Source organism: Streptomyces sp. NPDC001914, assembly GCF_042891215.1.
GTDB lineage: Bacteria > Actinomycetota > Actinomycetes > Streptomycetales > Streptomycetaceae > Streptomyces.
The window spans coordinates 268,853-289,825 of the sequence record NZ_JBIASW010000007.1 but is presented as its reverse complement, the minus strand read 5'-3'; the positions used below and the strand labels follow the sequence as shown (position 1 = coordinate 289,825).

Here is a 20,973-nt window from a genome sequence, read left to right as displayed (position 1 = left end):
CGTGAGGAGGCGGTGGCCAGGCTAGTGCTCGGGAGACCGGGCGGCGGACACGACACGGCCCGCGCCAAGTCCCTTACCGGTTACGCCAGATCCCGCTTGGCGGCGATCTTCGACGACAGGCTGTAGATGTCGATGAAGCCCTTGGCCGCGGCCTGGTCGAAGGTGTCGCCGGTGTCGTACGTGGCGAGGTCGAAGTCGTAGAGCGAGGTGTCGGAGCGCCGGCCCGTGACGACCGCGCGGCCGCCGTGCAGGGTCATCCGGATGTCGCCGTTGACGTGCTGGCTGGCCTCGTCGATGAAGCCGTCCAGGGCGCGCTTGAGCGGGGAGAACCACTGGCCGTCGTAGACCAGTTCGCCCCAGCGCTGCTCGACCTGCCGCTTGTAGCGGGCGAGTTCGCGCTCGACCGTGACGTTCTCCAGCTCCTGGTGCGCGGTGATGAGCGCGATCGCGCCCGGAGCCTCGTACACCTCACGGGACTTGATGCCCACGAGCCGGTCCTCGACCATGTCGATCCGGCCGATGCCCTGGGCCCCGGCGCGCTCGTTGAGCTGCTGGATGGCCTGCAGGACGCTGACGGGCTTGCCGTCGATGGCGACGGGGACACCCTGCTTGAAGGTGATGATCACCTCGTCGGCCTCACGCTGCTCGGCCGGGTTCGAGGTGTACTCGTAGATGTCCTCGATCGGGGCGTTCCAGATGTCCTCCAGGAAGCCCGTCTCGACCGCGCGCCCGAAGACGTTCTGGTCGATGGAGTACGGGGACTTCTTGGTGGTGGCGATCGGGAGCTGCTTCTCCTCGCAGAAGGCGATCGCCTTGTCCCGGGTCATCGCGTAGTCGCGGACCGGGGCGATGCACTTGAGGTCGGGGGCGAGGGCGACGATGCCGGCCTCGAACCGCACCTGGTCGTTGCCCTTGCCGGTGCAGCCGTGGGCGACCGTGGTGGCGCCGTGCTTCTGGGCGGCGGCGACGAGGTGCTTGACGATCGTCGGCCGGGAGAGGGCGGAGACCAGCGGGTAGCGGTCCATGTAGAGGGCGTTGGCCTTGATCGCCGGGAGGCAGTACTCGTCGGCGAACTCGTCCTTGGCGTCGGCGACCTCGGCCTCGACGGCGCCGCACGCGAGGGCGCGCTTGCGGATGACGTCCAGGTCCTCGCCGCCCTGGCCGACATCGACCGCGACGGCGATGACCTCGGCGCCCGTCTCCTCGGCGATCCAGCCGATGGCGACGGAGGTGTCCAGACCGCCTGAGTAGGCGAGTACGACGCGCTCGGTCACGGGATTCTCCTCAACAGTGCATTCGCTGACATGCATGAGTATGCAGCACTCTGCATGATTCGTCAATCGCGACCCGCCCCGGCACGCTCGGCCGAGGAATCTTCACCGAGGGTTGAACACGCGTAATCGTTTCCGCGTATCTCCCGCTGAACGCAGGCGCCGCGTTCACGCACGGCAGGTACACGGACCTTGACCGACCGGCCGAACGCCGGGCGGCCGTCCACCCCCGACCCGAGTGAGGATTCCGCATGTCCAGGGCTCTCCCGAAGTACAACAAGCGGCGCGTCGTGATGATCGGCGGAGCCTCCGCCGTGGTGCTGTCCGCGGCGGTCATCGCCGGCAGCGCCCTGGCGGGCGAGACGCACAACGGTGCGCAGAACGCCACGACGAAGGCCGCCGCGAACACGGTCAACTGCCCGGCGGTCGCCCCGAGCCTGCCCGCGGTCCCCGCGTCGGCGAAGGCCGAGGTCGACCGGAACCTCGCCCTGCTGAACACCCAGATCGCCGAGGCCAACAAGCGGCTGGTCGACACCGTCGGACAGGGCGGCCCCAACTTCGTCCAGAACGCGATCCTCGGTCCCCTGAAGGACAAGCGGGTCGCCACCGTCAACCGCATCGCGACGGCCATCGGCCGCACCGCCGCCAAGCCGCAGGGTCTGGACGCGCTCGCGCCCTGCACCCTCAACGGCGCGGGCGGCGCGGCCGCCGGCGGTGCGGGCACCGGCGCCACCGCACCGAGCGCGCCGGCCACCGCACAGGCGGGCGGGGCGGGCTCCGGAGCGGGCGCGGCCACCGCCGCGGGGACCATCACCTGCCCGGACGTGGCCTCGCAGCTGCCCGCCGTCCCCGCGTCGGCGAAGGCCGAGGTAGACCGGAACCTCGCCCTGCTGAACACCCAGATCGCCGAGGCCAACAAGCGGCTGGTCGACACCGTCGGACAGGGCGGCCCCAACTTCGTCCAGAACGCGATCCTCGGTCCCCTGAAGGACAAGCGGGTCGCCACCGTCAACCGCATCGCGACGGCCATCGGCCGCACCGCCGCCAAGCCGACCGGCCTGGACACGCTCGCCGCCTGCACGCTCACCAAGTGACCTGACCCGCGATACGACCACCCCGCCGGCAAGGGCCGGGGCGGTCCGAGGGTTCCGGCGGTGCCCCTGAACGACGCCGCCGGAACCCGCAATCCCTTAGACAGACAAAAGACTTTCCCCGATAATCGTTAGACATGGGAAAGACTTATCAGCGCATCGACGGCCGCCTCCGCTCGTTCATCGAGGCCCAGCCCCTCTTCTTCACCGCGACCGCGCCCCTGTCCGGGGACGGCACGGTCAACCTCTCCCCCAAAGGGCTCACCGGGTCGTTCGCCGTTCTCGACGAACTGACCGTGGCGTATCTGGACTTCGCAGGCAGCACCGCGGAGACGATCGCGCACCTGCGCGAGAACGGCCGGATCACCCTGATGTGGTGCGCCTTCCAGGGCCCGCCCAACATCGTCCGGGTGCACGGCCGCGGCGAACCGGTCTTCCGCGACGACCCCCGCTTCGCGGAACTCCTCACCCACTTCGACGGCATCGACCCGACCCGGCACGGGCTGCGCGCGATCATCGTCGTGACGGCCGAACTCGTCCGCGACTCCTGCGGATACGCGGTGCCCTTCATGTCCTACGACGAGGACCGCGACCTGCACGGCAAGCGTTTCGCGCGCGAGGACGACGCCTCGCTGAGCGCGTACTTCACCAAGAAGGAGCACATCGCGACGAGCCTGGACGGACTTCCCGGGCTGCCGCTGCCGCTGCCCCCCAGTACGGTCTGAGCCATGCGCCTCGGAGTCGCCGCCCTCGCGTCCGCGTCCCTGTTCGTCCTGGCCCCGAGCGGGCCACCGCCCACCACCGTCCTTCCCGCGCGGCTGGCCGACACCGGCGGCGGGAGCCAGCTCATCACGGCCGAGGCCCCACGCCCGGGCGCGACCTCGGGGACCCTGACCTGGTGGGACCTGCGGGGCGGGCGCTGGGTGCGGTCCGGTTCGGCGCCGGCACGGTTCGGGGCGCGCGGACTGGTCGAGGGCGGAGCCCGGCTCCAGGGCACGAACACGACACCCACCGGTCTGTACGAGCTGCCGTACGCGTTCGGAACCCGGGCGGCACCGGGAGGGACCTCGATGCCGTACCGCCGGGTGACCAAGGACTCCTGGTGGTGCCAGGACAACGCGTCCCGCTCGTACAACCGGTGGACCGAACCGCGCCCCGCGGACTGCCGGGCGAAGGAGTCCGAGCACCTGATCACCTACACCGGCCAGTACGCGCACGCCCTCGTCATCGGCTTCAACTACGAGCGCCCCGCACGGGGCCGGGGCGCGGGAATCTTCCTGCACGTCAACGGCAAGGGCCCGACGGCCGGCTGCATCTCCGTGCCCAAGGACACGATGCGGCGCCTCCTCACCTGGGCAGACCCCGCACGAGCCCCCCACATCGCCATCGGCACGACAACCGGAACGACGAGGATCACCCGGTACTGAGGCACCCACCGCCTCCCCGCAGGCGAAATCCGGCGGGAGGGGGCTGAACCCCAGCCACGAATCACCCGCAGCCGGGATGCGGCGCGAGGGGCCGTGCCGGTACATCGATGCCCGTCGCCACCAACGCTCACCACTTGACCGACAGCGACGGGCTGATGCACCGGCACGGCCCCGCCCCACCGGCCGAACCCGGAGCCGGAGCCGGAGCTGGATCAGGCCACTCGACCCGGCCACCGGAACCGGGCCGGCCGCCGTTCAGACCGCCGGAAGCCTGACCGCGAACGTGGTGGCCCCCGGCATGCTCTCCAGGGTGACCGTGCCGTCGTGGGCCTCGACCACGGCCGCGACGATCGACAGGCCGAGTCCCGCCCCGCTGCCGGAGGCGTCGGCGCGGCGCCGGTCCGCCCGGGTGAAGCGTTCGAAGACGCCGGGCCGGACGTCCTCGGGAACCCCGGGGCCGTCGTCGTGGACCTTCAGCACGGCTTCCCCTCCGGCCCGCTCCAGCGACACCGTCACCCGGGTACCCGGAGGCGTGTGGAGCCGCGCGTTGGCCAGCAGGTTGGCCGACACCTGCTGGAGCCGGTGGACGTCGCCCGTCACGGTCACCGGTTCCTCCGGCAGTTCCAGGACCCAGCGGTGACCGGGGCCGGCCGCGCGGGCGTCGGTGACGGCGTCGAGGACGAGACGGGTGAGGTCGACGGGAAGGCGTTCCAGCGGCCGCCCGGCGTCGAGGCGGGCCAGCAGCAGCAGGTCGTCGACCATCTCGCCCATGCGCGCCGACTCGGCGGCGATGCGTTCTAGGGCGCGCGTCACCTTCGGGGGCACCGGGCCGGGATGCAGCAGCGCCAGTTCGGCGTGGCCGCGTACCGAGGCGACCGGCGTGCGCAGCTCGTGGCTGGCGTCGGCGGCGAAGGTGCGCAGCCGTTCCTCGCTCGCGTGCCGCTTGGTGAGCGCGTCCTCGACGTGGCCGAGCATGCGGTTGAAGGCGCCGGCGACGCGGCCGACCTCGCTGCGCGGGTCCGACTCGGGCGCCCGGGGAGGCAGGGCCACCTCGCCGCTGGCGAGCGGGAGTTCGCTGACCCGGGTGGCGGTCGCGGCGACCCGGTTCAGCGGTCGCAGCGACCAGCGCACCCACAGGGCCCCGGCGACCCCGGCGACCACGAGGGCCACGCCGAGGACCAGCGCGGCGACGAGTTCAAGCCGGTGGACGGCCGCGTCGACCGGCTCCGTGGGCAGCCCGGTGATCAGGACGTCACCGTCCTTGCCGGACGTCGCCAGGACGCGGTAGTCGCCGAGGCCCGAAAGACACACGGTGTGGGCACGGCCGTCCACCGGGACCGCGGCCAGGGCCGCCTCGTCGTGGGCGGTCGGATCGACGTTCCGGACGGCCGTGCCGGAGCCCGGCGGCACGACGGCGGCGTTGGTGACGTCGTCGCCGACCAGGCGTGCTCCGAACGTGCCGGTGGCCTGACGCCGGGTGTCGCCGTGTTCGTCGCCGTCGTGGTCGGACGGCTTGCCGGAGGGCCGGGCCGTACCGTGTTCCAGGCTCGCTGGGAACCGCGGCCCGGCCTCCTGCAGCTGCTGGTCGAGGCGGCCGGTCAGAAAGCCGTCCAGTTCGTAGACCGCGGCCACGCCGACGGCCGCGCAGCTCACGGCCAGGAGCACCACGAGGCCGGCGGTGAGGCGGGCGCGCATCGTGCGGGGCCGCGGCAGCGCGCGCAGGGCCGCCGCGAGCCGGGCCCGCAGGCGCCGCCCGGCCCCGGCCCGGTCCTGCGTCTCCGGCTTCACGGGCTTCACCGGCCCGTCGCGGGCTTGATGACGTAGCCCGCTCCCCGGACGGTGTGGATCATCGGTTCCCGGCCCGCGTCGACCTTCTTGCGCAGGTAGGAGATGTACAGCTCGACGACATGGGCCTGACCCCCGAAGTCGTACGACCAGACGCGGTCGAGGATCTGCGCCTTGCTGAGCACCCGGCGCGGGTTGCGCATCAGATAGCGCAGCAGCTCGAACTCGGTCGGCGACAGCTCGACCAGATCGCCTCCCCGGGTCACCTCCCGGGCCTCCTCGTCCATCGACAGGTCCCCGACGACGAGCCGCGGGCCCTCGTCGGCGCGACGGGCCATCCCGGCGCGGCGGAGCAGTCCGCGCAGCCGGGCGACGACCTCTTCCAGGCTGAACGGCTTGGTGACGTAGTCGTCGCCGCCCGCCGTGATGCCGGCGATGCGGTCCTCCACCGCGTCCCGGGCGGTGAGGAAGAGGACGCAGACGCCCGGCAGCACGGTGTGCAGGTCGCGCAGCACGGCGAAGCCGTCGGTGTCGGGGAGCATCACGTCCAGGACGACGGCGTCGGGCAGCAGCTCGCGCGCGCCCGCGGCGGCCGAGGCGCCGTCGCAGGCGGTACGGACCTCCCAGCCCTCGTAGCGCAGCGCGCCGGACAGGACCTCGGCCAGGTCGGGATCGTCGTCGACGACGAGGACGCGCACGGGCGTGCCGTCGGGCCGGGTGAGCGAGGGGGACCTGCGCGGGCTGCCGGGCCCGGGAGCTCCGGTGCCCCGCTCCGGGGTGGTACCCGGGTCCTGGTGGGCACCGGGACCCGGACCCTCCCGGTGAGTACCGGGACCGGGGTCCCTCCGGTGCGTGCCGAGACCGGGACCCTCCCGGTGAGTGCCGGGACCGAGGTCCTCCCGGTGGGCACCGGGGCCGGGGTCCTCCCGGTGAGTGCCGGGGTCGGGACCCTCTCGGTGAGTGCCGGGGCCGGGACCCTCCCGGTGAGTGCCGGGGTCGGGACCCTCGCGGCGGGTAACGGGGCCTGGGTCCTCCGGGTCGGTACCGGGGCGGCCGGGGTCCGAAGCGTCCGGGGCTGGGGTGGGAGTGTTCATGTCGCCTTCCAGCATCGCCCCTCCCGGGGGTCCCTCCCCTCTGTGCGGCCTCTGAGTTTCCTCTGAGTCGCCTCCGCCCGAGCCCCGTGCCCAGCCCGCCGCCGAGCGCGAACCCGCTCTGAGTTTCCTGTGAGTCCGCTCCGAAGGGGCACGTTCAGAGACTCCTCAGAGGTTCACGACGCACAGTTTCCTCCCGGAGCGCAGGAGAGAGGGACGGACGGATGACCACGGTGCACGAGCGGGCGGCGGACCCGCGCACGACACGAGGACGCGGGCGGCCCCGGCCCTCGCCGGCCGGGCCGCTGCTGGCCCTGCTGTGGGCAGGAGCGGCCGGGGTCCTCGCCCTGTGGTGGAGCGACACCCGGTCGGTGGTGGGCGTCGCGGGCTGGCTGACGGACGCCGGGAGGATGGCCGGGCTGCTGTGCGGCTACGCGTGTGCCGTCCTGGTGGCGCTGATGGCCCGGGTCCCGCTGCTGGAGCGGCGCGTCGGCTCCGACCGGGTGGCCCGGTGGCACGCCATGGCCGGCCGCTACACGATCTGCCTGCTGGTCGCGCACGTGGCACTGATCCTCTTCGGCTACGCGGCCCAGGACGGGTCGGGCATCGTGGACGAGACGCTCAGCGTCGTCCTCGACTACCCGGACATGCTCAAGGCGACGGCCGGCACGCTCATCCTGTTCGCCGTCGGGATCACCTCGGCGCGCGCGGCCCGGCGCCGGATCAGCCACGAGTTCTGGTACTACGTGCACCTGCTGACGTACGGGGCGGTCTTCCTGGCCTTCTTCCACCAGCTCGCGCTCGGCTCCGACTTCGTCGGCGACGCGGCGGCCCGGTTCGCCTGGTACGCCCTCTACCTCGGCACGGCCGCGCTCGTCGTGTGGTTCCGGCTGCTCACCCCGGTACGGCTCAACCTGCGCCACCGGCTGCGCGTGGAGTCCGTGCACCGGGAGTCGCCCGGGGTCTTCTCCGTCGTGGTCCGCGGGGAGCGCCTGGACGAACTGGACGCACGGGCGGGCCAGTTCTTCCGCTGGCGGTTCCTCGCGGACGGGCTGCGGTGGACCTCGACGCCGTACTCGCTGTCGGCGCCGCCCCGGCCGGACCGGATGCGGATCACGGTGAAGGCCCTCGGCGACCACAGCGCCGCCGTGGGGATGCTGCGTCCCGGCACCCGGGTGTGGGCGGAGGGCCCCTACGGCTCGCTGACCGCCGACCGGAGCACGTCGTCGAAGGCCCTGCTGATCGCGGGCGGCGTCGGCATCACCCCGCTGCGCGCCCTGTTCGAGACGCTGCCCGGCCGGGTCACGCTGCTCTACCGGGCGCGCACCGCCGAGGACCTCGCGCTGGGCGGCGAACTGGAGGACATCGCGCGGTGGCGCGGGGCCCGTGTCCTGTACGCGCTCAACGCCGCCGACGGCACCCGCCCGCGGCTCACGGCCGGGTCGCTGCGCGAGGCCGTGCCGGACATCGCCGAGCACGACGTCTATCTCTGCGGGCCGCCCGCGATGGCCCGGGACCTGTACGGGGAGCTGCGCGCAGCGGGTGTCCCCGACCGCCGTATCCACCACGAGTCGTTCGAGCTGTGAGGCCCCCGTGCACGCCCTGAAGAAGAACCGTCCGCTGCGCCGGGTGACGCTGGCGGCCGCCGCCACGGTCACCGGTTTCGTCCTGCTGCTGTCGCTGAAGCCGCACACGGCGCCGACGGCGGCCGACGCCTCGTCGTCCGCGGGTCATTCGTCCACCTCGTCGCCGGGCGGTTCGTCCGGGGACTCCTCCAAAAGCTCCTCGGGAACGTCCGGCGGGTCGAAGAGCACGGGAACCAAGACCGTCACCGGCGATGCGGTGCAGACCCGTTGGGGCCCGGTGCAAGTGCGCGTCACGGTGAGGGACGGCAAGATCACCGAGTCCACCGCGGTCGTCTATCCTTCCGACAATCCGAGGGACCAGGAGATCAACAGTTACGCGCTTCCCATGCTCGCGCGGGAGACGCTGGCGGCGCAGAGCGCGCAGATCGACTCGGTGTCCGGAGCCACGTACACCAGTGACGGATACAAGCAGTCGCTGCAGTCCGCACTCGACTCGGCGGGCCTCTGAACGCACGGGCGTCGTGGACCGTATCTCTGGGCCAGGGGGCCACTCCCCTCACCCCGTCTCTCCAGGACGAACACGGAGGAACCGTGTCCACGATCGCCGGTGGTCGCGCCGCGCGGCGCCAGACCCTGCGCCGAATCCGCCCTCGCCGCTCGCCCGCCGTCCCGCTGCTGATCGCCGTCTGGGCCGGCGCCGCCGCGGTCCTGTGGCTGTGGTGGAACAACACCCCGTCCATCGCGGACAACAACAGCAGGATCCTCAACGCCGGCCGTATCACCGGGCTGCTCGCCGGGTACCTGATGGCCCTCGTGGTGCTCCAGATGGCCCGTGTCCCCGCTCTCGAACGCCGGGTGGGATCCGACCGGGTGGCGCGCTGGCACGCGATGACCGGCCGCTACACCATCTGCATGGTCCTCGCCCACCTCTTCCTGACGATGTGGGGCTACGCCCTGCAGTCCGGCAAGGGGCTCGGCGGGATCGTGCAGCAGACCGTCGACTCGGTCAACCAGCTTCCCGACATGGGCAAGGCCGCGATCGGGACGGGTCTGCTCGTGGTCATCGGGTTCATCTCCGTCGGCTGGCTGCGCCGGCTGATCCCGTACGACACCTGGTACCACGTCCACCTGCTGACGTACGCGGCGGTGTTCCTGACGTTCTGGCACCAGCTCTCCACCGGCAACGACTTCGCGGTCGAGCCCGTCGCCAAGACCGTCTGGTACGGGCTGTACGGATCGGTGACCGCCCTGGTCCTGTGGTACCGAATCCTTTCTCCGATCCGGCTGAACCTGAAGCACCAGATGCGGGTCCAGGCGGTCATCGAGGAGACGCCCGGCATCGTGTCGGTGCTGATCAGCGGACGCAAGCTGCACCGGATGGGCGCGGAGGCGGGCCAGTTCTTCCGCTGGCGCTTCCTGGCGCCGGGGATGCGTTTCAGCTCCCACCCGTACTCGCTCTCGGCGTCGCCCCGCCCCAACATGCTGCGCATCACCGTGAAGGCGATCGGCGACCACAGTGCCGCCCTGCGGGATCTGGAGCCGGGCACCCGGGTCTGGGCCGAGGGCCCCTACGGCGCCCTGACCGCCGGAAAGCGCAGCCGCGGCAAGGTGCTCCTGGTGGCGGGCGGCGTCGGCATCACCCCGATGCGGACGCTGTTCGAGACCCTGCCCGGCGCGTCGGGCGACCTCACGCTGCTGTACCGGGCCAACACCACCCAGGACCTGGCCCTGTGGGACGAGCTGGCCGCCATCTCCAAGGAGCGCGGGGCGCGTCTGATGTACGCGGTGAACAGCCCCGAGGGCGAACGTCCGGACATCTCGGCGGACTCCCTGCGCCGCAAGCTGCCCGACATAGACGACCACGACGTCTTCATGTGCGGGCCGCCCGGCTTCGCCCAGGAGGTGTACGCGGCACTGCGCGGCGCGGGGGTCCCCGCCCGCCGCATCCATCACGAGTCGTTCGAGATGTGAGCGACGGGAGTCAGGAGCGATGAAGAAGAATCACCCCATCCGCCGGTTCATGCTGGCCAGCGCCGCGACCGTGTCCGGGATCGTGCTGCTGCTGGCGCTCAAGCCCGCGTCCGACCCGGCCGCCGCCTCGGCGCAGGCCGGGGGCGCGCCCCAGCAGACGGGGGCAGCGCAGGGAGCGGCGCAGGGCGGCGCCGCCGAACAGGCCGGCGCCGGCACCGTCCTCGGCGACGCGGTGCAGACCCAGTACGGTCCGGTCCAGGTCCGCCTCACCATGAGCGGCGGCAGGATCACCAGGGCCGACGCGGTCCAGGCGCCCTCGGGCGGGACCAGCTCCCAGAAGACCGAACTCTCGGTGCCCAAGCTCAACCAGGAGGCCGTCGCGGCGCAGAGCGCCGACATCGACGCCGTCTCGGGGGCGACCTACACCAGCACCGGGTACAAGAAGTCCCTCCAGTCGGCGCTGGACAAGGCGAAGACCGCCGGGGGCACGTCGGGGTCCTCCGGGTCCTCGGGCGACGCCGGGTCCGCGTCGGCGGCACCGGCCGCGCAGGCGCGCGTCGTCACCGGGACCGTGGCCGACACCCAGTACGGGCCCGTCCAGGTCCGGCTCACGCTCACCGGCAAGAAGATCACCAAGGCCGAGGCGGTCCAGGCGCCCTCGGGCGGCACCAGCTCCCAGAAGACCGAACTCTCGGTGCCCAAGCTCAACCAGCAGGCCGTCGCGGCGGGCAGCGCCGACATCGACACCGTCTCCGGCGCGACCTACACCAGCGAGGGCTACAAGAAGTCCCTCCAGTCGGCTCTGGACAAGGCCGGTGTCTGAGCCCGGGCAGGACGCGCCGCAGGAGCTGCGCCATGCCGAGGAGGTGATGGGCACGGTCTTCTCCTTCGACGTGCGCGGCGGCGAACCCGCCGCCGTGCGGGCGGCGCTGGAGGAGGCGGTCGCCCGACTGCACCGCGTGGACGAGGTGTTCAGCACCTACCGCGAGGACAGCCAGATCTCGCGGCTGGCGCGCGGAGAGGTCACCGTCGAGGAGTGCGACCCGCAGGTCGCCGAGGTGCTGGAGCTGGGTGCCGAGGCGGAACGGGTCAGCGACGGCTGGTTCAGCACGCGGTACGAGGGGCGGCTCGATCCCACCGGGATCGTCAAGGGCTGGGCGGCCGAGCGGGCGGCCCTGCACCTCGCCGGGGCCGGGGCGAGCGGGGTGAGCGTCAACGGCGGCGGCGACGTCCAGCTCTGCGGGGTCCCCGGACCGCACCGGCCCTGGCGGGTGGGCGTCTCCGACCCGCTGCGCCCGGGAGCGCTCGCCGCGGTGGTCTCCGCGGCCGGCGTCGACGAGCTGGCGGTCGCGACCTCGGGCACCGCCGAGCGCGGCGCCCATATCGTCGACCCGCGCACCGGGAAGTCGGCGGTGACCGACCTGGTGGCCGTGACCGTGGTGGGCCCCCGGCTGACCTGGGCGGACGCCTGGGCGACCGCGGCCTTCGCGATGGGCTCGCGGGCGGGCCTGGACTGGCTGGAGTCGCTTCCGGACGTGGAGGCGCTGCTCATCACGGCGGGCAACGAGGTCCGCTGCACGGGAGGTCTCGCCCGGCGCCTGGGGTGAGCGGCGCCGGCCTCACCCCGGGGGGCGTACGACGGTGGAGGCGCACCCCCGAGCGGGGTGCGCCTCCACCGTCGTACGCGTCAGTGATCGTTCTGGGCCAGCCGCAGCAGATGGTCGGCCAGCGCCTGTCCGCCCGTGGGATCGCGGCTGATCAGCATCAGGGTGTCGTCGCCCGCGATCGTGCCCAGGACGTCGTGCAGCTCCGCCTGGTCGATCGCCGACGCGAGGAACTGCGCGGCGCCCGGCGGGGTGCGCAGGACCACGAGGTTGGCCGAGGCCTCCGCGGAGATCAGCAGCTCCGAGGAGAGCCGGCGCATCCGCTCCTCCTTGGCCGACTCCCCCAGCGGTGCGCGCGGGGTGCGGAATCCGCCCTCGCTCGGCACCGCGTAGATGAGGTCGCCGTCGTTGTTGCGGATCTTCACCGCGTTCAGCTCGTCGAGGTCCCGGGAGAGCGTCGCCTGGGTGACGTTCAGCCCGTCGTCGGCGAGGAGCTTCGCCAACTGGCTCTGTGAGCGCACCGGTTGCCGGTTGAGGATGTCCACGATCCGGCGGTGGCGTGCGGTGCGGGTCTGCGGCACGGCAGGCCCTGCGTGCTCGTGGTCCTGCGCCTGACTCATCGTCGTCGTCCCATTTCCCGGGATCACCCGTCCCCGTTGGCTGCGTCGAGGATGCCGGGAAGGGCCCGGAGGAACGCGTCCACCTCGTCGTCGCCGAGGTTCAGCGGCGGCATCAGCCGTACGACATCGGGGGCGGGCGCGTTCACCAGGAGACCGGCGTCCTGAGCCGCCTGCTGCACCTGGGGCGCGAGCGGCTCGGTGAGCACGATACCCAGCAGCAGGCCGGCGCCCCGGACGTGGTCGATCAGCGGATGGCCGGAACCGTCGCCGAGCCCTTCGATCCCGTCGCGCAGTTTCTCGCCGGCGCGCTTCACGTTCTCCAGGAGTCCCTCGGACTCGATGGTGTCGAGCACGGCGAGTCCGGCGGCGCAGACGACCGGGTTGCCGCCGAAGGTCGTGCCGTGGTGGCCCGGCTCCAGCAGGCCGGCGGCACGGCCGAAGGCGACGGTGGCGCCGAGCGGCAGTCCGCCGCCGAGGCCCTTGGCGAGCGTGACAATGTCGGGCAGGACGCCTTCGTGGGCCTGGTACTCGAACCAGTGGCCGGTGCGGCCGATTCCGGTCTGCACCTCGTCCAGGACGAGCAGCGCGCCGTGGGCGGCGGTGATGGCGCGGGCCGCCTTCAGGTAGCCGGGGGGCGGTACGACCACGCCGTTCTCGCCCTGGATCGGCTCGATGATCACCAGCGCGGTGTCCTCGGTGACCGCCTCGGCGAGGGCCTGCGCGTCGCCGTACGGGACGTGCGTGACGTCGCCGGGCAGCGGCAGGAAGGGCTTCTGCTTGGCGGACTGGCCGGTGAGCGCGAGGGCGCCCATGGTCCGGCCGTGGAAGCCGCCGGTGGTGGCGACCATGTGGGTCCGGCCGGTCAGCCGGCCGATCTTGAACGCGCCCTCGTTGGCCTCGGCGCCCGAGTTGCAGAAGTACACCCGGCCCTCGCGGCCGAAGAGCTGGAGGAGCCTTTCGGCGAGGGCGACGGGCGGCTCGGCGACGAAGAGGTTGGAGACATGGCCGAGCGAGCGGATCTGCCGGCTCACCGCCTCGACGATCGCGGGGTGGCCGTGTCCGAGGGCGTTGACCGCGATGCCGCCGACGAAATCGAGGTACTCGTTGCCGTCGGCGTCCCACAGCCTGGTTCCGGCACCGCGGACGAGCGGCAGTCGCGGGGTGCCGTAGTTGTCCATGAGCGCGCCCTGCCACCGCTCGGTGAGCTCCGCGTTCGTCGCGCTGCCGGTCATTCGGCGTCCCCCGCTTCCTCGTCGTCCGGCACGACCATCGTGCCGATGCCTTCGTCGGTGAAGATCTCCAGCAGGATCGAGTGCTGGACCCGGCCGTCGATGACACGGGCGGTGGTCACGCCGTTGCGTACGGCGTGCAGACAGCCCTCCATCTTCGGCACCATGCCGCTGGCCAGCTCGGGAAGGAGCTTTTCGAGCTCGGAGGCGGTGAGGCGGCTGATCACCTCGTCGCTGTCGGGCCAGTCCTCGTAGAGACCCTCGACGTCGGTGAGGACCATGAGGGTCTCGGCATCCAGCGCGGCAGCGAGTGCCGCAGCCGCCGTATCAGCATTGACGTTGTAGACATGTCCGTCGTCCTGGCTCCGGGCGATCGAGGAGACGACCGGGATCCGGCCGTCGGCGAGCAGTGCCTCGATCGCGCCCGTGTCGATCGCCGTGATCTCGCCCACCCGCCCGATGTCGACCAGTTCTCCGTCGATCCTGGGCCGGTGCTTGGTGGCGGTGATGGTGTGCGCGTCCTCGCCGGTGAGGCCGACGGCGAGCGGTCCGTGCTCGTTCAGGAGTCCGACGAGCTCGCGCTGGACCTGCCCGGCCAGCACCATGCGCACGACGTCCATCGCGTCCTCGTTGGTGACGCGCAGGCCCGCCTTGAACTCGGTGACGATGCCGTGCTTGTCGAGGGCGGCGCTGATCTGCGGGCCGCCGCCGTGCACGACGACGGGCCTGAGTCCCGCGTGGTGGAGGAAGACGATGTCCTGCGCGAAGGCGGCCTTCAGCTCGGCGTCGATCATGGCGTTGCCGCCGAACTTGACGACGACGGTCTTGCCGCGGTGCCGGGTCAGCCAGGGCAGCGCCTCGATGAGGATCTGCGCCTTGGGCAGAGCGGTGTGCTTGCGGGTCACGTTGCTCATGAGGAATACGCGCTGTTCTCGTGGACGTAGTCGGCGGTGAGGTCGTTGGTCCAGATGGTGGCGGTCGCGTCGCCGGCGGCGAGGTCGGCGACGATGCGGACCTCGCGGTAGCGCATGTCGACCTTGTCGCGGTCCTCGCCGACGCCGCCGTTCTTGCAGACCCACACGTCGTTGATGGCGACGTTGAGCCGGTCGGGTTCGAAGGCGGCCCGGGTGGTGCCGATCGCGGACAGGACGCGGCCCCAGTTGGGGTCCTCGCCGTGGATGGCGCACTTGAGGAGGTTGTTGCGGGCGATGGAGCGGCCCACCTCGACGGCGTCGTCCTCGGTCGCGGCGTTGATCACCTCGACCTTGATGTCCTTGCTGGCGCCCTCGGCGTCCCGGATGAGCTGCTGGCCCAGGTCGTCGCAGACCACGCGGACCGCCTCGGCGAACTCCGCCCGGTCCGGGGTGACTTCACTGGATCCGGAGGCGAGCAGCAGCACGGTGTCGTTGGTGGACATGCAGCCGTCGGAGTCGACGCGGTCGAAGGTGGTGCGGGTGGCCGCGCGCAGCGCCCGGTCCAGGTCGGCGCTGTCCACGTCCGCGTCGGTGGTGAGCACGACGAGCATGGTGGCCAGGCCCGGCGCGAGCATGCCGGCGCCCTTGGCCATGCCGCCCACGGTCCACCCGTCCTTGGTGACGACGGCCGTCTTGTGCACGGTGTCGGTGGTCTTGATGGCGATGGCGGCCTTCTCGCCGCCGTGCGGGCCGAGTTGGGCGGCGGCCAGGCCGATGCCCGGGAGCAGCTTGTCCATCGGGAGCAGGACGCCGATGAGGCCGGTCGAGCACACGGCGACACCGCCCGCGCCGATGTCACCGAGCGTCTCGGCGACCTTCTCCGCGGTGGCGTGGGTGTCCTGGAAGCCCTTGGGTCCCGTACAGGCGTTGGCGCCGCCCGAGTTGAGGACGACCGCGTCCAGCCGGCCGCTCTTGAGGACCTGTTCCGACCACAGGACCGGCGCGGCCTTGACACGGTTGGAGGTGAAGACGCCCGCGGCGGCGCGGCGGGGCCCGGTGTTGACCACGAGGGCCAGGTCCGGGTTGCCGTTCTCCTTGATTCCCGCGGCGACACCGGCCGCGGTGAATCCCTTTGCTGCCGTGACACTCACGGTGCGACTCCGATCGTGGAAAGCCCCAGGTCCTCGGGGAGGCCGAGAGCGAGGTTCATGCTCTGGACGGCACCGCCGGCGGTGCCCTTGGTCAGGTTGTCGATGGCGCTGATCGCGATGATGCGGTGTGCGGCGGCGTCGTACGCGACCTGGACCTGAACGGCGTTGGAACCGTAGACGGACGCCGTGGCCGGCCACTGGCCCTCGGGGAGGAGGTGGACGAAGGGTTCGTCGGCGAAGGCCTTCTCGTACACGGCCCGGACCGACTCGGCGGTGACGCCCGGCCTCGCCTTCGCGTTACAGGTGGCGAGGATGCCGCGGGGCATGGGCGCGAGGGTGGGGGTGAAGGAGACGGTGACGGGCTCCCCGGCGGCGGCGGAGAGGTTCTGGATCATCTCCGGGGTGTGCCGGTGGACGCCGCCGACGCCGTACGGGCTCATCGACCCCATGACCTCGCTGCCGAGCAGGTGCGCCTTCGGTGCCTTGCCCGCGCCCGAGGTGCCGGAGGCGGCGACGATCACGGCCTCGGCCTCCGCCAGCCCGGCCCCATAGGCGGGGAACAGAGCGAGCGAGACGGCCGTGGGGTAGCAACCGGGTACCGCGATGCGCTTGGACCCCTCCAGCGCGGCGCGGGCACCCGGCAGTTCGGGGAGGCCGTAGGGCCAGGTCCCGGCGTGGGGGGAGCCGTAGAACCGCTCCCAGTCGGCCGGGTCCTTCAGCCGGAAGTCGGCCCCCATGTCGACCACGAGGACCTCGTCGCCGAGTTGCTCGGCGACCTCGGCGGACTGGCCGTGGGGCAGCGCGAGGAACACGACGTCGTGGCCGCGCAGCGCCTCGGCGGTGGTCTCGGTGAGCACGCAGTCCGCGAGCGGCAGCAGATGGGGCTGGATGCCGCCGAGCCGCCGGCCCGCGTTGGAGTTGCCGGTCAGGGTGCCGATCTCGATCTCGGGGTGTGCCAGCAGCAGACGCAGCAGTTCCCCGCCCGCGTAGCCACTCGCTCCCGCCACCGCCGCACGCATCGCCATGGAACCCTCCTCTTGGATGGCATGACTATACGTTTCGCTGCACGTTTATGCAATCCTCCGTGATCGGCCGCCGGAGGCTCCGCCCGGCGCGAAGGGGCGACGACACCCGGGCCCGTACGCCCGGCGCGGACGAGGGCCACCTCAGCCGGTATACCCACCATTACCGCGCCCCCCACTCGAGCATCGGTCGATCGGTTCCGGGGGAAGAGCGGGCACCCTTCGGATGAATTCCGGTCAAAGGGTGGCATCGCCTTCGGCGGAGGGCCGCCCGTTGGAACCATCCCCCGCATGCCTCTTCCCCGGGCCCCGCGCAGGGCTCTCCTCGTCTGTGCCGTCGCGGCGGCGCTCGCGGGCTGTTCCGTGACCGGATCCGGATCCGCGAAGAAGCCGCCGGGCACCTCGGGGTCCGTCCGGTCCGGTACCGCGCCGGCCTCCGTGGCGGCGGACGCGGGGCGGTCCGTGGTGGACTTCGCCGGGACGGCACCGCTGGGGGCCGACGCCCTGCGCCGGACCGTGGACCGCATGCGGGCACGCGCCGGGGCGCTGGGGCTCACGGACGTGAGCGTGGAGGCGCGCGACGGCGGGATCACCGTCACGGGCCGCACCGCGGACGAGAAGCGCCTCACCGAGCTGGGCACGTCCGGCCGGCTCGGTTTCCGTCCCGTCCTGGCCGAGGAGCCCGTCGGCGCGACGCCGACGTCGACCCCGACGCCGTCGGCCAGTTCCGCCCCCACGCGGGGGCGCGCCGTCACCGACGGCCTGCGCCCCCGTACCGCCGGCTCGGCGAGCGCGAGCGCGAGTGCCGTGCCGGCTCCGGCCGAGGGGAGCGCCCCGGACGCGGCGCTCCAGGCGCGCTTCGCGGCGCTGGACTGCACGGCACGGGAGCGGCCCGCGGCGGAGCGGGAGGCCGCCGCGGGGGACTCCGTCGTCGCCTGCGGGAGCGACGGCGGCGGGTCCGGCTCGCGCGCCAGGTTCATCCTGGGCCCGACGGCGGTGGACGGGGCCCATGTGTCCTCGGCCAAGGCGGTGAACGACCGGCAGACCGGGCGCTGGGTCGTACAGCTGGACTTCGACTCCGTGGGCGCCCGGCAGTTCTCCGAGCTGACGGGGAGCCTGTCCACGCGGATGTCGCCGCAGAACCAGATGGCCATCGTCCTGGACGGCGCCGTGATCTCCGCCCCGTCCGTCAATCAGCGGCTCGACGGCGGCACCACGGAGATCTCCGGAAGCTTCACCCGGGAATCGGCCGAACAACTCGCCGTCACCCTCGGCTCGGGCGCGCTCCCGGCCCCCGTGACCGTCAGCGGCGTGACCCGGCTGCCGCACGACGGAACGTGACCCGGCGGCCGCACAGCTGAATGGGCTCCCGCACAAGCCGTGCGGGAGCCCCGTACCGAGAACCGTGGAGGACCCACCGTGTCATCGTCGTCGTCCGCTCACTGGAGCGCGTACGAGATCTTCGCCGTCCTGTCGGGGATCATCCTGATCGGAGCGGCCTTCGTGCCCGGCACCTCGGTCAAGAACCGTGCCTGGGCCGTCCTGGGCGGGATCTTCCTCACCTGTTACGGGTGGTACGTCGCCCATCAGACGACGGGTACGTTCCAGTTCCCCGTCGTCATCTTCCTGATCCCGCCGGGCGCGGTGATCTACCTGCTCGTCAAGGCGTTCGGCAACTCGGGCGACCGGAACCCGCCGCCCGGCGCGAGCGGCCCCGGAACGCCCGGTTCCCACGGGGCGGGCACCCCGGGGACCGGCGGCTGAGCCCCCGCGGGACGCCGCCGACGGCATCCCGGCGGGGCTCCCCGGGTCAGGAGCGCTTGGCGTCCCGCTCCGCGTTCTTCTCCTTGATGCGCGCCGACTCCTTGCGGACCTCCGCCTGGGTGGCGCGCTCACGCCGCAGCCACTCGGGGTCCTCCGTCTTCAGCGTCTCGATCTGCTCGGTGGTGAGGGCCTCGCTGACGCCGCCGCGGGCGAGACCCGCGATGGAGACACCGAGCTTGGCGGCGACGACGGGCCGCGGGTGCGGGCCGGTGCGGCGCAGTTCCTGGAGCCAGGCGGGCGGGTCGGTCTGCAGCGCGTTCAGCTCGGCACGCGAGACGACACCCTCCTGGAACTCGGCGGGGGTGGCCTCGAGGTACACACCCAGCTTCTTCGCCGCGGTGGCGGGCTTCATCGTCTGGGCGGTCTGGTGCGAACTCATGGAGCCAAGGGTATCGAGCGCTCGGGCCCCCGCCGACCACCGCCGGTACGGCGACGGCGGCCACGCCGGGTAATCTGACGGGGTGACCGGCTCCGAAGCAACCCCCTCGTTCAGGCTCGCCTACGTTCCGGGGGTGACGCCCTCGAAGTGGGTGCGGATCTGGAACGAGCGCCTGCCCGACGTGCCCCTGCTCCTCGTCCCGGTGCCCGCCGCCGAGGTGTACGACGTCCTGCGGCGCGGCGACGCGGACGCGGGCTTCGTCCGGCTGCCGGTCGACGGGACCGACCTCAGCGCGATCCCCCTCTACACGGAGACGACGGTCGTCGTGGTCCCCAAGGACCACATCGTCGCGGCGGTCGAGCAGGTCAGCGGCGAGGACCTCGCCGACGACATCGTGCTGCACCCCGAGGACGACCCGCTGGAATGGGAGCGGCTGCCGGGCAAACCGGCCCTGGAGCGGCCCGCCGGCACCGCGGACGCCGTGGAACTCGTCGCGGCGGGCATCGGCGTCGTGGTCGTACCGCAGTCCCTCGCCAGGCTCCACCACCGCAAGGACCTCACCTACCGGACGGTCACCGACGCCCCCGAGTCGCGGGTCGCGCTGGCCTGGCCCGAGGAGCGGACGACCGATCTGGTCGAGGACTTCATCGGCATCGTGCGCGGACGTACGGTCAACAGCACGCGCGGGCGTGCCCAGACCCCGCCCGCGGCCCAGCAGAAGGGCGCGGCGAAGGCCGGCGCCCGCAAGGCGGACGCGGGCGGCAGCGCCCGGCGCAAGCCCGCGCCCGGCAGGTCGGGCGGCAAGGGCGGCGGCAGGGCCGCGGCCAAGAACCCCCGCGGCGGCAACGGCGGCCCGAAGGGCGGCGCGAAGCGCGGCAAGCCCCGCCGCAGTTCCTGACATGGACGGGTTCTGGCCGGTCGAGGACGTACTGGCGTACCTGGCGGGCAGTTGGCGGGTCGAGCGCACGGTGCGGGACCTCGCGGGCGACGCCGAGGGACGCTTCACCGGCACGACGGTGTTCGGGCCGCTGGACGAGGGCGGGCTGCTGCACCGGGAGTCGGGCACGTTCGTGTGGCAGGGCGTCGCACGGCCCGCCGAGCGCACGCTGCGATTCCTGCCGGGCCCCACCGCCGGGACCGCTCTCGTACGGTTCTCCGACGGCCGCCCGTTCCACGACCTGGACCTGACGAGCGGGCGTCACGTCGCCGACCACCCGTGCGCGGCGGATCTCTACCGGGGTGAGTTCACCGTCCGGGACGAGCACCACTGGCGGTCCGTCTGGCGGGTGCGGGGGCCCGCCAAGGACCTGGTGCTGAGCACCGCCTACACGCGTCCCAGCTGAGCGGGCGCCCCGTCGACGCGGAGGTTCCAGCGGCCCGCCCGGCCCGTCACGGTGATCGCCGACAGGGGGCGGACGTCGATGTTCCAGTACGTGGAGGGCGGCGCCTTCAGCGCGTACACCAGGGCGGCCCGTACCACCGAGGGCTCGGCCACCGCGACGATGCTGCCGCCGTCCTCCCCCGGCCGGGTGTCGAGCCAGGCGCCGACCCGGGCGATGAAGGTCAGCAGACTCTCACCGCCGTGGGGCGTGGAGCGGGGATCGGAGAGCCAGGAGTCCACGGCCTCGGGTTCACGGGCCATGGCCTCGCCCAGCGTGAAGCCCCGCCAGCGGCCCATGTCGCAGTCACGCAGAGCGAGCTGGACCAGCGGGGCGTAGCCGAGGACGTCACCGGTGGCCCGGCTGCGGGGTGTCGGGGCGCAGTAGCGCAGCTCGGCCGCCGCCAGCGGCAGCAGTCCCGCGGCGGCGCGCTGCGCCTCCTCCCATCCCGCCTGGTCCAGCGGCCGGTCGTCCTCGAAGCGCTCCGCCAGCAGCGCCGAGCTGCGCGCCGCAGCGACGAACGTGACCCGAAGATGCATGCGCAGATCGTGGAGCGCCCGCCTCCGCAGGTCAAGGGTGTGACGCAGAGTATCCGAATATTCACAGAACATCGGCCAGTGGTCTGTGCA

The 20,973-nt window shown here is 72.4% G+C and carries 22 protein-coding genes; 12 read left to right on the top strand and 10 right to left on the bottom strand.

All coding sequences use genetic code 11. From position 1 onward, the window contains the following. Positions 1 to 80: 80 nt before the first annotated feature. The gene (locus tag ACFYYF_RS21715; RefSeq protein ID WP_361679316.1) at positions 81 to 1,274 is read right to left on the bottom strand and encodes an argininosuccinate synthase; all 1,194 of its coding nucleotides are present in this window, start codon (positions 1,272 to 1,274) and stop codon (positions 81 to 83) included. Between the two features lie 248 nt (positions 1,275 to 1,522). On the opposite strand from ACFYYF_RS21715, the gene ACFYYF_RS21710 reads away from it, so the two are divergent. The 3 genes from ACFYYF_RS21710 (at position 1,523) to ACFYYF_RS21700 (ending at position 3,789) form a co-directional block, all read left to right on the top strand. Further along, positions 1,523 to 2,365 carry a hypothetical protein gene (locus ACFYYF_RS21710; RefSeq protein ID WP_388778058.1) on the top strand — a complete coding sequence of 281 codons (843 nt, stop codon included), beginning with the start codon at positions 1,523 to 1,525 and terminating at the stop codon, positions 2,363 to 2,365. 134 nt (positions 2,366 to 2,499) lie between these two features. Continuing rightward, positions 2,500 to 3,087, top strand: a complete 588-nt coding sequence (locus ACFYYF_RS21705; protein WP_388778056.1) for a pyridoxamine 5'-phosphate oxidase family protein — start codon at positions 2,500 to 2,502, stop codon at positions 3,085 to 3,087. Between the two features lie 3 nt (positions 3,088 to 3,090). Next, entirely contained in the window at positions 3,091 to 3,789 is a 699-nt protein-coding gene (locus ACFYYF_RS21700) for a L,D-transpeptidase (RefSeq protein ID WP_388778053.1), read from the top strand. A 255-nt stretch (positions 3,790 to 4,044) separates the two neighbouring features. On the opposite strand, the gene ACFYYF_RS21695 is transcribed toward ACFYYF_RS21700, so the two are convergent. Both ACFYYF_RS21695 and ACFYYF_RS21690 read right to left on the bottom strand, forming a co-directional pair. Beyond that, positions 4,045 to 5,484, bottom strand: coding sequence for a sensor histidine kinase (locus ACFYYF_RS21695; RefSeq protein ID WP_388778427.1), 1,440 nt, complete (start codon positions 5,482 to 5,484; stop codon positions 4,045 to 4,047). A gap of 98 nt (positions 5,485 to 5,582) precedes the next feature. Next, positions 5,583 to 6,272 carry a response regulator transcription factor gene (locus ACFYYF_RS21690; RefSeq protein WP_388778050.1) on the bottom strand — a complete coding sequence of 230 codons (690 nt, stop codon included), beginning with the start codon at positions 6,270 to 6,272 and terminating at the stop codon, positions 5,583 to 5,585. Between the two features lie 617 nt (positions 6,273 to 6,889). Here ACFYYF_RS21690 and ACFYYF_RS21685 point away from each other — a divergent pair. From ACFYYF_RS21685 to ACFYYF_RS21665, 5 genes are all read left to right on the top strand, one after another. Continuing rightward, positions 6,890 to 8,251 carry a ferric reductase-like transmembrane domain-containing protein gene (locus ACFYYF_RS21685; RefSeq protein ID WP_388778048.1) on the top strand — a complete coding sequence of 454 codons (1,362 nt, stop codon included), beginning with the start codon at positions 6,890 to 6,892 and terminating at the stop codon, positions 8,249 to 8,251. 7 nt (positions 8,252 to 8,258) lie between these two features. Continuing rightward, positions 8,259 to 8,759 carry an FMN-binding protein gene (locus ACFYYF_RS21680; RefSeq protein ID WP_388778045.1) on the top strand — a complete coding sequence of 167 codons (501 nt, stop codon included), beginning with the start codon at positions 8,259 to 8,261 and terminating at the stop codon, positions 8,757 to 8,759. A gap of 83 nt (positions 8,760 to 8,842) precedes the next feature. After that, a complete protein-coding gene (locus tag ACFYYF_RS21675) occupies positions 8,843 to 10,222 on the top strand; it encodes a ferredoxin reductase family protein (protein ID WP_361679333.1) in 1,380 nt (459 codons plus the stop codon). Between the two features lie 19 nt (positions 10,223 to 10,241). Continuing rightward, on the top strand, positions 10,242 to 11,045 hold the full coding sequence (locus tag ACFYYF_RS21670; RefSeq protein WP_388778042.1) for an FMN-binding protein: 804 nt from the start codon (positions 10,242 to 10,244) through the stop codon (positions 11,043 to 11,045). A 46-nt stretch (positions 11,046 to 11,091) separates the two neighbouring features. After that, entirely contained in the window at positions 11,092 to 11,829 is a 738-nt protein-coding gene (locus ACFYYF_RS21665; RefSeq protein ID WP_388778425.1) for an FAD:protein FMN transferase, read from the top strand. 80 nt (positions 11,830 to 11,909) lie between these two features. Here the strand turns inward: ACFYYF_RS21665 and ACFYYF_RS21660 are convergent, their stop codons facing one another. The 5 genes from ACFYYF_RS21660 to argC are packed head-to-tail and all read right to left on the bottom strand — an operon-like array spanning position 11,910 to position 16,765. After that, a complete protein-coding gene (locus tag ACFYYF_RS21660; RefSeq protein ID WP_328454389.1) occupies positions 11,910 to 12,446 on the bottom strand; it encodes an arginine repressor in 537 nt (178 codons plus the stop codon). 23 nt (positions 12,447 to 12,469) lie between these two features. Beyond that, positions 12,470 to 13,678 (bottom strand): acetylornithine transaminase, encoded by a 1,209-nt coding sequence (locus tag ACFYYF_RS21655; RefSeq protein ID WP_388778039.1) that lies wholly within the window; start codon positions 13,676 to 13,678, stop codon positions 12,470 to 12,472. Beyond that, a complete protein-coding gene (argB, locus tag ACFYYF_RS21650) occupies positions 13,675 to 14,589 on the bottom strand; it encodes an acetylglutamate kinase (RefSeq protein ID WP_361679342.1) in 915 nt (304 codons plus the stop codon). Before argB ends, ACFYYF_RS21655 begins: the two co-directional genes overlap by 4 nt. Next, the gene (gene argJ / locus ACFYYF_RS21645; protein ID WP_388778036.1) at positions 14,586 to 15,740 is read right to left on the bottom strand and encodes a bifunctional glutamate N-acetyltransferase/amino-acid acetyltransferase ArgJ; all 1,155 of its coding nucleotides are present in this window, start codon (positions 15,738 to 15,740) and stop codon (positions 14,586 to 14,588) included. Before argJ ends, argB begins: the two co-directional genes overlap by 4 nt. Beyond that, positions 15,737 to 16,765 (bottom strand): N-acetyl-gamma-glutamyl-phosphate reductase, encoded by a 1,029-nt coding sequence (gene argC / locus ACFYYF_RS21640; RefSeq protein ID WP_388778033.1) that lies wholly within the window; start codon positions 16,763 to 16,765, stop codon positions 15,737 to 15,739. The genes argJ and argC overlap by 4 nt, the downstream gene beginning before the upstream one ends. A 288-nt stretch (positions 16,766 to 17,053) precedes the next feature. Between argC and ACFYYF_RS21635 the strand changes: the two genes are divergently transcribed. Together ACFYYF_RS21635 and ACFYYF_RS21630 are read left to right on the top strand one after the other, a co-directional pair. Further along, positions 17,054 to 18,103 (top strand): hypothetical protein, encoded by a 1,050-nt coding sequence (locus tag ACFYYF_RS21635; RefSeq protein ID WP_388778030.1) that lies wholly within the window; start codon positions 17,054 to 17,056, stop codon positions 18,101 to 18,103. 78 nt (positions 18,104 to 18,181) lie between these two features. Then, positions 18,182 to 18,526, top strand: coding sequence for a hypothetical protein (locus ACFYYF_RS21630; RefSeq protein ID WP_388778027.1), 345 nt, complete (start codon positions 18,182 to 18,184; stop codon positions 18,524 to 18,526). A 46-nt stretch (positions 18,527 to 18,572) separates the two neighbouring features. On the opposite strand, the gene ACFYYF_RS21625 is transcribed toward ACFYYF_RS21630, so the two are convergent. Then, positions 18,573 to 18,965 (bottom strand): DUF5997 family protein, encoded by a 393-nt coding sequence (locus ACFYYF_RS21625; RefSeq protein WP_361679356.1) that lies wholly within the window; start codon positions 18,963 to 18,965, stop codon positions 18,573 to 18,575. 82 nt (positions 18,966 to 19,047) lie between these two features. Between ACFYYF_RS21625 and ACFYYF_RS21620 the strand changes: the two genes are divergently transcribed. Together ACFYYF_RS21620 and ACFYYF_RS21615 are read left to right on the top strand one after the other, a co-directional pair. Continuing rightward, positions 19,048 to 19,863: a LysR substrate-binding domain-containing protein gene (locus tag ACFYYF_RS21620; RefSeq protein WP_388778023.1), complete on the top strand. Its 816-nt coding sequence runs from the start codon at positions 19,048 to 19,050 to the stop codon at positions 19,861 to 19,863. A gap of 1 nt (position 19,864) precedes the next feature. Continuing rightward, complete coding sequence (locus tag ACFYYF_RS21615; protein WP_388778020.1) at positions 19,865 to 20,308, top strand: DUF6314 family protein; 444 nt, start codon at positions 19,865 to 19,867, stop codon at positions 20,306 to 20,308. Here ACFYYF_RS21615 and ACFYYF_RS21610 read toward each other — a convergent pair. After that, positions 20,290 to 20,883: a histidine phosphatase family protein gene (locus ACFYYF_RS21610; protein ID WP_361679363.1), complete on the bottom strand. Its 594-nt coding sequence runs from the start codon at positions 20,881 to 20,883 to the stop codon at positions 20,290 to 20,292. The two genes, ACFYYF_RS21615 and ACFYYF_RS21610, sit on opposite strands and share 19 nt — an antisense overlap. Positions 20,884 to 20,973: the final 90 nt, after the last annotated feature.

Excerpts from the sequence above, each read along its gene's own strand:
- ACFYYF_RS21610 (WP_361679363.1), bottom strand. The coding sequence starts at position 20,883 with ATGCATCTTCGGGTCACGTTCGTCGCTGCGGCGCGCAGCTCGGCGCTG.
- ACFYYF_RS21705 (WP_388778056.1), top strand. The coding sequence starts at position 2,500 with ATGGGAAAGACTTATCAGCGCATCGACGGCCGCCTCCGCTCGTTCATC.
- ACFYYF_RS21685 (WP_388778048.1), top strand. The coding sequence starts at position 6,890 with ATGACCACGGTGCACGAGCGGGCGGCGGACCCGCGCACGACACGAGGA.
- ACFYYF_RS21710 (WP_388778058.1), top strand. The coding sequence starts at position 1,523 with ATGTCCAGGGCTCTCCCGAAGTACAACAAGCGGCGCGTCGTGATGATC.
- ACFYYF_RS21655 (WP_388778039.1), bottom strand. The coding sequence starts at position 13,678 with ATGACCGGCAGCGCGACGAACGCGGAGCTCACCGAGCGGTGGCAGGGC.
- ACFYYF_RS21670 (WP_388778042.1), top strand. The coding sequence starts at position 10,242 with ATGAAGAAGAATCACCCCATCCGCCGGTTCATGCTGGCCAGCGCCGCG.
- ACFYYF_RS21660 (WP_328454389.1), bottom strand. The coding sequence starts at position 12,446 with ATGAGTCAGGCGCAGGACCACGAGCACGCAGGGCCTGCCGTGCCGCAG.
- argC (WP_388778033.1), bottom strand. The coding sequence starts at position 16,765 with ATGGCGATGCGTGCGGCGGTGGCGGGAGCGAGTGGCTACGCGGGCGGG.
- ACFYYF_RS21615 (WP_388778020.1), top strand. The coding sequence starts at position 19,865 with ATGGACGGGTTCTGGCCGGTCGAGGACGTACTGGCGTACCTGGCGGGC.
- argB (WP_361679342.1), bottom strand. The coding sequence starts at position 14,589 with ATGAGCAACGTGACCCGCAAGCACACCGCTCTGCCCAAGGCGCAGATC.
- ACFYYF_RS21665 (WP_388778425.1), top strand. The coding sequence starts at position 11,092 with ATGGGCACGGTCTTCTCCTTCGACGTGCGCGGCGGCGAACCCGCCGCC.
- ACFYYF_RS21695 (WP_388778427.1), bottom strand. The coding sequence starts at position 5,484 with ATGCGCGCCCGCCTCACCGCCGGCCTCGTGGTGCTCCTGGCCGTGAGC.
- ACFYYF_RS21625 (WP_361679356.1), bottom strand. The coding sequence starts at position 18,965 with ATGAGTTCGCACCAGACCGCCCAGACGATGAAGCCCGCCACCGCGGCG.
- ACFYYF_RS21635 (WP_388778030.1), top strand. The coding sequence starts at position 17,054 with ATGCCTCTTCCCCGGGCCCCGCGCAGGGCTCTCCTCGTCTGTGCCGTC.
- ACFYYF_RS21700 (WP_388778053.1), top strand. The coding sequence starts at position 3,091 with ATGCGCCTCGGAGTCGCCGCCCTCGCGTCCGCGTCCCTGTTCGTCCTG.